Genomic DNA, 9,578 nt, shown 5'->3' with positions numbered 1-9,578 from the left:
TCTCTACACTTCTTCGCTGGTGGCGCTCGGCCTGATCCTGTTCGTCATCACTTTCCTGATCCTTGCCATCGCACGCTACATGCTGATGCGCATCGACGCCCGCACGGGAGCCTGACCGATGTCGACAGCCACGTCGCTTCACCAGAGCCGCAAGCGCAAGAATGGCGTGATGATGACGCTGTGCGTTGCCGCCGCCGGCATCGGCCTTGCCTGGCTGGCGCTCATCCTCGGCGCCCTGCTCTACAAAGGCCTTTCAGGTGTCAATCTTGCGGTTTTCACGGAAATGACGCCGCCGCCCGGCGATGCCGGCGGTCTGCTCAACGCCATCTACGGCAGCATCGTGATGACCATCATCGGCATCATCGTCGGCACGCCGATCGGTGTGCTGGCCGGCACCTATATGGCCGAATACGGCCGCTTCTCGAAGCTCACCACCGTGGTGCGCTTCATCAACGACATCCTGCTGTCGGCGCCGTCGATCATCATAGGCCTGTTCGTCTATGAGCTGATGGTGCGGCCGATGGGGCACTTCTCGGCGATCGCCGGCGCCGTCGCTCTCGCCATCCTGGTCATCCCGGTCGTCGTGCGCACCACCGAGGACATGCTCAACCTGGTGCCCAACGCGTTGCGCGAAGCCGGCACCGCGATCGGCGCCCCGCGCTGGGTGGTCATCAAGTCGGTTGCCTACCGCGCTGCAATGTCCGGCATCGTCACCGGCATATTGCTGGCCATCGCCCGCATCTCCGGCGAGACCGCACCCCTTCTTTTCACGGCGCTGAACAACCAGTTCTGGTCGAGCAATCTCAACGCGCCGATGGCCAGCCTGCCCGTCACCATCTTCCAGTTCGCTCTCAGCCCTTACGAGGAATGGCAGCAGCTGGCCTGGACTGGCGCACTCATCATCACATTGACGGTTCTCGCGCTCAGCATCGTTGCGCGCAGCTTGACCGGACGCAGAGAGGACAAATGAGCCAGATGTTGTCTCCAGACATGACGATCGCCGCCGAGGCAGCCGCCAAGGTAAAGATCGAGGTCAAGAACCTCAACTTCTACTACGGCCAGTCGAAGGCGCTGAAGGATATCACGCTGTCGCTGCCCGAGCGCAGCGTGACCGCCTTCATCGGACCGTCGGGCTGCGGAAAGTCGACGCTGCTGCGCGTCTTCAACCGCATCTATGAGCTCTATCCCAAGCAGACCGCCGAGGGCCAGGTGCTGCTCGACGGCCAGAACGTCCTCGACCGCTCGCAAGATCTCAACCTGCTGCGCACCAAGATCGGCATGGTGTTCCAGAAGCCGACCCCGTTCCCGATGTCGATCTATGAGAACATCGCCTTTGGCGTCAGGCTCTATGAGAAGATCAGCAAGGCCGAGATGGACGGCCGCGTTGAGCAGGCGCTGAAGCGCGCAGCCCTGTGGAACGAGGTCAAGGACAAGCTTAACGCCAGCGGCCTCAGCCTGTCCGGTGGCCAGCAGCAGCGGCTGTGCATCGCCCGCACCGTGGCGGTGAAGCCGGAAGTCATCCTGCTCGACGAGCCAGCCTCGGCGCTCGACCCGCTGTCGACCGCCAAGATCGAGGAGCTGATCGACGAACTGCAGGCCGACTACACGATCGTCATCGTCACCCACWMYATGCAGCAGGCGGCGCGCGTCTCGAAGCAGACCGCTTTCATGTATCTGGGCGAGCTGGTCGAGTTCGACAAAACCGAGAAGATCTTCACGTCGCCTCGCGAGAAGCGCACGCAAGACTACATCACCGGCCGCTTCGGCTGATCGCACGCATACGAGGACCAGGATCATGGCCGAACACACAGTCGCAGCCTTCGACGAGGATCTCGGACAGATCAGCAGGCTGATCAGCGACATGGGCGATCTCGCTGGCTCGATGGTCGGCGGCGCCACCAAGGCGCTGCTGAATTCCGACAACGCACTGGCACAGCGCGTGGTCTCCGACGACGCCATCATGGATGCGCGCCAGCGCGAACTCGACGATCGCGCCATCACGCTGATCGCCAAGCGCCAGCCGATGGCCGACGATCTGCGCCACGTCGTCGGCTCGATCCGCATGGCCGGCGATCTCGAACGCATTGGCGATCTTGCCAAGAACATCGCCAAGCGTGTCGGCACCGTTGGTCTCAGCGCCACGCCGCGCGACCTGTCGCATTCCATCGACGCCATGGCGCAGCTGGTGCTGATCCAGGTGCAGGGCGTGATCGAGGAGTATGCGGCGCGCGATGCCGCCGCACTGGCGAAGCTGCGCGCCGACGACGAACGCATCGACGTCAAATACACCTCCGTCTTCCGCGAACTGCTGACCTACATGATGGAAGATCCGCGCAACATCACGGCTTGCACCCATCTGCTGTTCTGCGCCAAGAATCTCGAACGCATCGGCGACCACGTGACCAACATCGCCGAAAACGCCTACTATGTCCTGACCGGCACGCAGTTGCCCGCCAATCGTCCCAAGCAGGACGAGACGGCGATGTCGGCGCCCGCGGCCTGACGCAAGAGGTGACCAATCAATGATCGCGCCACGCATCATGGTGGTGGAGGATGAGGAGCCGCTGGGGGTGCTGCTCCGTTACAATCTTGAATCCGAAGGCTACCAGGTGGAGGTGGTGCCGCGCGGCGACGAGGCTGAGATCCGCTTGCAGGAGAACGTGCCCGACCTTCTGGTGCTCGACTGGATGGTGCCGGCGGTGTCCGGCATCGAACTCTGCCGGCGCCTGCGGATGCGGCCCGAGACCGAGCGGCTGCCGATCATCATGCTGACCGCGCGGGGCGAAGAAAGCGACCGCGTCCGTGGGCTCTCGACCGGCGCCGACGACTATCTGGTCAAGCCGTTCTCGACGCCGGAATTCATGGCTCGCGTCAAGGCGCTGCTGCGCCGCGCCAAGCCGGAAGTCCTGTCCAGCGTGCTCAAGGTCGGCGACATCGTGCTCGACCGTGAATCGCACCGGGTCTATCGCAAGAAGAGCGAGATCCGGCTCGGGCCGACCGAGTTCCGCCTGCTCGAATTCATGATGCGCCATCCCGGCCGCGTCTTCTCGCGCAGCCAGTTGCTCGACAATGTCTGGGGCGAGACGATCTATATCGACGAGCGTACGGTGGACGTGCATGTCGGCCGCCTGCGCAAGGCGGTCAACAATGGCCGCATGCCCGATGTCATCAGAACCATTCGTGGCGCGGGCTACGCGATCAGGGAAGATTGAGCGGGACCTGATTCAGGCAACGTTCTTGCCGGTGCCAGCTCTCGCCTGCACGCCCGGCGCGAAAATCTCCTGGTCGACGAAGGTCAGGGCGCGCATGGCGCAGCCTTCGCGGATCAGCGGCAGTTCGTTCGGTTCGGTGTCGAAGGAAATCGATTTCGAGTGCTGGCCGCCGGCCGTCTGGGCGATGGCCTCGCGCAATGCCGGCTCGATCAGGTCGAAGGCGGCGGCGCTGACGCCGACCATCGCGACGGGTGCGGGGTCGATCAGCGCGAACAGGCTGCCGAGGGCGTAGCCGAGCGCCTCACCGGCCTTGCGGTAGGCTTCGCGCTCGGGCCCGTCGCGTTCCCGTGCCGTCGCGGCCAGTGCCCGCATCTGCGCGTCGCTGACATCGGCGACCGGCTCGGTGTCCTCGCTGAGCTGCCTGGCGTTGCGCCAGATGGCGTAGTTGCCGGCATAGGCCTCGACGCAGCCGCGGCGTCCGCAGCGGCAGAGCGCGCCGCCTGGCCGATGGATCATGTGGCCGAACTCGCCGCCCGAGGAATGGGTACCGGTGAACAGCTCGCCCTTCAGCACCAGGCCCATGCCGATGCCGTGCGACAGAAGGATGGCGATGAAGTCGTCGCGGTAGCGCTCGGGATCGCGCCAACGCAGCGCCACCGCCATCATGTTGCAGTCGTTCTCCATGGTGGCTGGGATGCCGAACTCTGCCTCGAGGATGTCGGCGAAGGCGATGTCGGTCTGCGGCGTGATCGGCGACCACAGCATCGCCCGGGCCTCGGTGTCGGTGATGCCCTGGATCGCCAGCGCGATGCGGGCGACGCTGCGCACGTCGATATCGGGATCCTCGAGGCGGCGCCGTACAATGGCGACGCATTCGCCGATCAGCGCCTCGCGCGACATGGTCAGCGTGTCCAGCCGGCGCTGTTCTTCCGATACCACCTGGCCGGCATAGTCGATGACGGCGACGGAGAGGAAATTCAGCGACAGCACCACGGTCATGACAGCCGCAGCCTCCGGGTTGAGGCCGAGGCCGACCTGCGGCCGGCCGCGCTTGAGTGCGCCGGCCTCGCTCGGCTTGCCTTCGGCCAGTATGCCTTCGCCGATCAGGTCGGAAGAAATCGCCGATATGGTCGAGTGGCTGAGGCCGGTGGTCGCGGCAATCTCGGTGCGCGAGGGCCGACCGGCCCGGCGCACGGCCGCAATCACCATCGCGCGGTTGCGCCGGCGCAAATCGTCGTGGCGGATTCCGACCGACATGTTTTCCCACATCCTCCCGGTCGCCGCGGTTCCTCCAGCCCCTCGAACGCTGCCGGCGACACGGTCAAATACTGGCAGAAGCGGCCCGTCCTGTCATTTATTTATTCCGAGGCTCGAAAAAAATTCATGAGGACATCAAAATCCATCAGAATCGTTGTTGACAGCGTTCCGGTGTTGGATCAGTGTTTTTTCGAGGCTCGAAAAAATAGAGCCTCTGTGCCGGCCTTAGGGCCAGTTTGGTCGCGCCATACGCGGCGCAGGGAGGAATATCATGAAGAGATTCACAGCCGCCATCCTGGCGGGTGTCGCCATGTCGCTGACGCTTGTGTCGGTCGCGCAGGCGAAGGACAAGGTCATCGGCGTTTCCTGGTCCAACTTCCAGGAAGAGCGCTGGAAGACCGACGAGGCCGCCATGAAGAAGGCGATCGAGGCCGCCGGCGACAAGTACATCTCCGCCGATGCGCAGTCCAATCCCGGCAAGCAGCTTACCGATGTCGAAAGCCTGATCTCGCAGGGCGCCAATTCGCTGATCATCCTGGCGCAGGATGCMTCGGCMATCGGCCCGGCSGTGCAGAAGGCGCTGGACGAAGGCATTCCGGTCGTCGGCTATGACCGCCTGATCGAGAACAAGGACGTCTTCTACCTGACCTTTGACAACAAGGAAGTCGGCCGCTTGCAGGCGGCTGCGGTGTTCAAGGCCAAGCCGGAAGGCAATTATGTCTTCATCAAGGGCTCGGGCGCCGATCCGAACGCCGACTTCCTGTTCTCGGGCTCGATGGAAGTGCTCAAGGCGGCCATCGACAGCGGCAAGATCAAGAATGTCGGCGAAGCCTATACGGACGGCTGGCTGCCCGCCAACGCCCAGAAGAACATGGAGCAGTTCCTGACGGCCAACGACAACAAGGTMGATGCCGTGGTCGCCGCCAATGACGGCACCGCCGGCGGCGTCGTCGCGGCGCTGACGGCGCAAGGCTTGGCCGGCACCGTGCCGGTGTCGGGCCAGGACGGCGATCATGCCGCGCTGAACCGCATCGCGCTCGGCACCCAGACCGTGTCGGTGTGGAAAGACGCGCGCGAGCTCGGCAAGAACGCCGCCGAGATCGCCTCGCAGCTGGCCGACGGCAAGAAGATGACCGACATCGCCGGCGTCAAGGACTTCACGACGCCTGGCGGCAACACCGTCAAGTCGCTGTTCCTGACCCCGGTCGCCATCACCAAGGACAATCTAAACGTCGTCATCGACGCCGGCTGGATCAAGAAGGACGAAGTCTGTGCGGGCGTCGCCGCCGGCAGCGTCGCGGCCTGCAACTAAACGGCGTAATACCGTTCGATATCGACGCCGCGGCCCAAAAGCCGCGGCGTTTCTCAAGGGGCTTCCCGCTTCAAATGACTGCGGAAAGCAAATAGCATCCATGTTCCGGCATCCGCGCCAGACGGTAAACCGGTGGGAGGATAGCATGACCGACACGACCTCTAATCAACCGGTCGGCAGCACCGCGGCGGACAAGGCGCGTGCATCCGAACTCAGCGCCGTTGGACGGTTCCTCAAGGCTACCGAACTCGACACGCGCATGCTCGGCATGGTCGGGGCGCTGCTGGTCATCTGGGTCGGCATCCATATCCTGTCGGGCGGGCTTTTCCTGACACCGCGCAATCTGTGGAACCTATCGGTGCAGACCTCGTCGGTCGCGATCATGGCGACCGGCATGGTGCTGGTTATCGTCATGCGCAACATCGACCTCTCGGTCGGATCCGTCGAAGGCGTGATCGGCATGATCATGGGCGTGGCGCAGGCCGAATTCCTCATTCGCGTCATCGGTTTCCAGCTTGGAAATCCGTGGCTTTGGATCATCGCGCTGGCGGCCGGTGTGGTGCTTGGTCTCCTGATCGGCGCATTCCAGGGCTTTATCATCGCCTATATGGAGGTTCCGGCCTTCATCGTGACGCTGGGCGGCCTGCTGGTCTGGCGCGGCATGGCATGGCTGATCACCAGCGGGCGCACGGTCGCGCCGCTCGACACAACCTTCCAGCTGATGGGCGGCGGACCACGCGGCTCGATCGGCGCTACCGCCAGCTGGATCGTCGGTGTCGTCGCCTGCGTGGCGGTCGCCTTCATGCTGCTCAACGGCAGGTCGCAGCGCAAGCGGTTCAACTTTCCGCTGCGCCCGGTTTGGGCCGAGACCTTGCTTGGCGTGGTTGCTTGCGCCGCCATCCTTGGCGCCGTCTGGATCGCCAATTCCTATCCATGGCCGATCGGCATCGTGCGCCAGTACGCCCAGCAGAACGGCATTACCATTCCCGCAGGCGGGCTGTTCATCGCGCATGGCATTGCCATACCGGTGCTGATGGCGGTGACTGTCGGCATTATCATGACCTTCATCACCAAGCGCACGCGTTTCGGCCGCTATGTCTTTGCCATTGGCGGCAATCCGGAGGCGGCCGAACTTGCCGGCATCAACACCCGTTGGGTGACCATGAAGGTGTTCATGATTATGGGTGTGCTGGCCGCGATCAGCGCGGCGATCTCGTCGGCCCGCCTCAACGCGTCGACCAATGCGCTGGGCACGCTGGACGAGCTTCTGGTCATCGCCGCCGCTGTCATCGGCGGCACGTCACTCGCCGGCGGCGCAGGCACGGTGATGGGCGCCATGCTGGGCGCGCTTTTGATGCAATCATTGCAGTCGGGCATGGTGCTGCTCGGCATCGACTCGCCGCTGCAGAGCATCGTCGTCGGCGCRGTGCTGGTCATCGCCGTGTGGCTCGACACTGTTTACCGCAAGCGCGTTTAGGGGAGGCATCGCCATGATTGACAAGACTGCTCCTGCAGCCACCGCCCTGATCGACATGCGCAACATCTCGATCGCCTTTGGCGGCATCCGGGCCGTCGACGACGCCTCGATCGATCTTTTCCCGGGCGAGGTCGTGGCGCTGCTTGGCCATAACGGCGCCGGCAAGTCGACGCTGATCAAAATCCTGTCCGGCGCCTACAAGCGCGATGCCGGCCAGATCTTCGTCAATGGCGAGGAGGCTTCGATCGCCAATCCGCGCGATGCCAAGAAATACGGCATCGAGACGATCTACCAAACGCTGGCGCTGGCCGATAATGTCGACGCCGCCGCCAATCTGTTCCTCGGCCGCGAGCTGATGACCGGATGGGGCACGCTCGACGACGTTGCGATGGAGGCCGAGGCGCGCAAGGTGATGGGCCGGCTCAATCCGCGCTTCCAGCGCTTCAAGGAGCCGGTGRTCAAGCTGTCKGGCGGCCARCGKCAGTCGGTGGCGATCGCRCGCGCSATCCTGTTCAACGCCCGCATCCTGATCATGGACGARCCGACSGCGGCMCTYGGMCCGCAGGARACGGCGCAGGTCGGCGAACTGGTCAAGCARCTCAAATCCGATGGTATMGGCATCTTCCTSATCAGCCACGACATCCAYGAYGTGTTCGAACTSGCCGACCGGGTCTGCGTGATGAAGAACGGCCAGGTCGTCGGCACCGCGCGCACCACCGATGTGACGCAGGACGAGGTGCTCGGCATGATCATCCTGGGCAAATGTCCTCCGGGTGCCATTCCCGGGCCRGGCGCGCTGAAGATCGCCGCCTGAGGCCTGCGGGCGGTCCGGTATGGGTTTGATCGGCATGGCCGGTTGCCGGTCACGTGATATGCCAGTGATCGCGATGGCTTGGCCTTGCCATTGTGTTGGCCCGGCGACTTGCCCATAAAGGTCCGGTATTGCCCCATGGACCGCATCATCCGTTGAAGAAACTCTTTCCGATTGTCGCGTTCATCGCCGTTGCGCTGATCAGCATGACCATGGCGGGGTACGCTTATTTCGCGACGCAGGAAGCCTCCCGCATCAAGTTCGAAGCGGCGGCCGACGACGCCCTCAACAGGATCGAGAGCCGTATCGACCTGCATTTGTCGCTGCTGCGGTCGACGCAGGCGCTGTTCGACGCCCGCAATGGCGACATCTCCCAGAACGAGTTCAAGGCGTTCTTCAACGCGCTGGATGTCGACAACAATTTCGCCGGCCTACGCGGCATCGGCTTCCTCGGCCTCGTCAAGACGGGTGACGAAGCGGCGGTCGAACGCGACATCCTCCACGATTTCGGCGCCAGCCATCCGGTCTATCCGGACACGACGCAGCCCTGGCGCGCGCCCATCATGCTTTTCGAGCCGCTGGATCCGTCCAACCAGTCCAGCATCGGCTACGACATGTTCAGCGAACCGGTGCGGCGCGTGGCGATCGAAAAGGCTATGGCCGATGACCAGCAGCATGCGAGCGGGCTGGTGCAACTGGGCCAGGGCACGGGTGCGACACAGACCTTCACCGGCTTCCTGGTCTTCGTGCGGCTCAATGTCGAAACCGCGCCGGAGGTCATCAACGCATCGCGATCCTCGACCGCGGGCTTTCTCTACGCGGCCTTCCGGGCCCGCGACCTGTTCCAGATCGCACTCAGCCGGGCGCCACTGCTGCCGGTCAACACCGAGATTTATGACGGCGCGGTGAACAGCGACGACCTGTTGTTCCGGTCGGAGACGCCGCCGGCTTCATCCTTTGGCGACCGGTTGCTGGTCACCCGCAAGATCACGGTGGCCGGGCGCCCGTGGACGGTGTTGTTCAGGCCGACCAGCGCCTTCTCGCAGCCGTCGTCGCGCGCCATTCCGGTGATGCTGGGGCTGTTCGGCCTGCTGGCGGCGGGCGCCATCGCGCTGGTGGCGCGCTATCAGCAGCGGGCCTATGAGGCGGCATCGCGCCTGCACGAGACGACCGAAAAGAGCTTGCTCGAAAAAGACCTGATGCTGCAGGAGATGAAGCATCGCATCAAGAATTCGATCACCAGGGTGTTGGCGATCGCGCGGCAGACGGCTTTGCGGGCGACCGACGTCAGCGAGTTTTCGGCATCCTTCTCGGCCAGGCTGCAGGCGATGGCGGCCTCCCAGGACATGCTGACGCGCTCGCGCTGGCAGAAGGCCGATCTCGCCGATCTGCTGCGCATTGAACTTGGCCAGGTGTTCGGCAAGGACTTGCCGGAAGGGTTGCTGTCGGGGCCGGAGGTGTTGCTCGACGAGACCACGACGCAAGCGCTTGGCCTGACCTTCCATGAGC

At 63.9% G+C, this 9,578-nt stretch carries 9 protein-coding genes and 1 pseudogene; 9 read left to right on the top strand and 1 reads right to left on the bottom strand.

Annotated features, from left to right (window positions below; all coding sequences use genetic code 11):
* The 5 genes and pseudogenes from AC1DX0_RS25070 to phoB all read left to right on the top strand — a co-directional run.
* Positions 1–115, top strand: a pseudogene (locus AC1DX0_RS25070) (phosphate ABC transporter permease subunit PstC); the annotation flags it as partial.
* A gap of 3 nt (positions 116–118) precedes the next feature.
* Positions 119–970 (top strand): phosphate ABC transporter permease PstA, encoded by an 852-nt coding sequence (pstA, locus tag AC1DX0_RS25065; protein ID WP_475456509.1) that lies wholly within the window; start codon positions 119–121, stop codon positions 968–970.
* Entirely contained in the window at positions 967–1,770 is an 804-nt protein-coding gene (gene pstB, locus AC1DX0_RS25060; RefSeq protein ID WP_477357197.1) for a phosphate ABC transporter ATP-binding protein PstB, read from the top strand. Before pstA ends, pstB begins: the two co-directional genes overlap by 4 nt.
* Before the next feature lie 25 nt (positions 1,771–1,795).
* The gene (gene phoU / locus AC1DX0_RS25055) at positions 1,796–2,503 is read left to right on the top strand and encodes a phosphate signaling complex protein PhoU (protein WP_010911897.1); all 708 of its coding nucleotides are present in this window, start codon (positions 1,796–1,798) and stop codon (positions 2,501–2,503) included.
* 19 nt (positions 2,504–2,522) lie between these two features.
* Positions 2,523–3,212: a phosphate regulon transcriptional regulator PhoB gene (gene phoB / locus AC1DX0_RS25050; RefSeq protein WP_032917568.1), complete on the top strand. Its 690-nt coding sequence runs from the start codon at positions 2,523–2,525 to the stop codon at positions 3,210–3,212.
* 12 nt (positions 3,213–3,224) lie between these two features.
* Here phoB and AC1DX0_RS25045 read toward each other — a convergent pair whose 3' ends face one another.
* Positions 3,225–4,469: an ROK family protein gene (locus AC1DX0_RS25045; RefSeq protein WP_477223202.1), complete on the bottom strand. Its 1,245-nt coding sequence runs from the start codon at positions 4,467–4,469 to the stop codon at positions 3,225–3,227.
* A 271-nt stretch (positions 4,470–4,740) separates the two neighbouring features.
* On the opposite strand from AC1DX0_RS25045, the gene xylF reads away from it, so the two are divergent.
* The 4 genes from xylF to AC1DX0_RS25025 all read left to right on the top strand — a co-directional run.
* A complete protein-coding gene (xylF, locus tag AC1DX0_RS25040) occupies positions 4,741–5,781 on the top strand; it encodes a D-xylose ABC transporter substrate-binding protein (protein WP_477223203.1) in 1,041 nt (346 codons plus the stop codon).
* Positions 5,782–5,926: 145 nt separating this feature from the next.
* Positions 5,927–7,258 carry a sugar ABC transporter permease gene (locus tag AC1DX0_RS25035; protein ID WP_477223204.1) on the top strand — a complete coding sequence of 444 codons (1,332 nt, stop codon included), beginning with the start codon at positions 5,927–5,929 and terminating at the stop codon, positions 7,256–7,258.
* 13 nt (positions 7,259–7,271) lie between these two features.
* Positions 7,272–8,072, top strand: coding sequence for an ATP-binding cassette domain-containing protein (locus AC1DX0_RS25030; protein WP_477357195.1), 801 nt, complete (start codon positions 7,272–7,274; stop codon positions 8,070–8,072).
* 152 nt (positions 8,073–8,224) lie between these two features.
* The coding region (locus tag AC1DX0_RS25025; RefSeq protein ID WP_477357193.1) for a CHASE domain-containing protein at positions 8,225–9,578 on the top strand (1,354 nt) is incomplete at its 3' end.

Source organism: Mesorhizobium sp. P3_A9 (assembly GCF_056402975.1).
The sequence above is the reverse complement of the archived record's forward strand: the minus strand, read 5'-3'. Positions and strand labels throughout refer to the sequence as shown.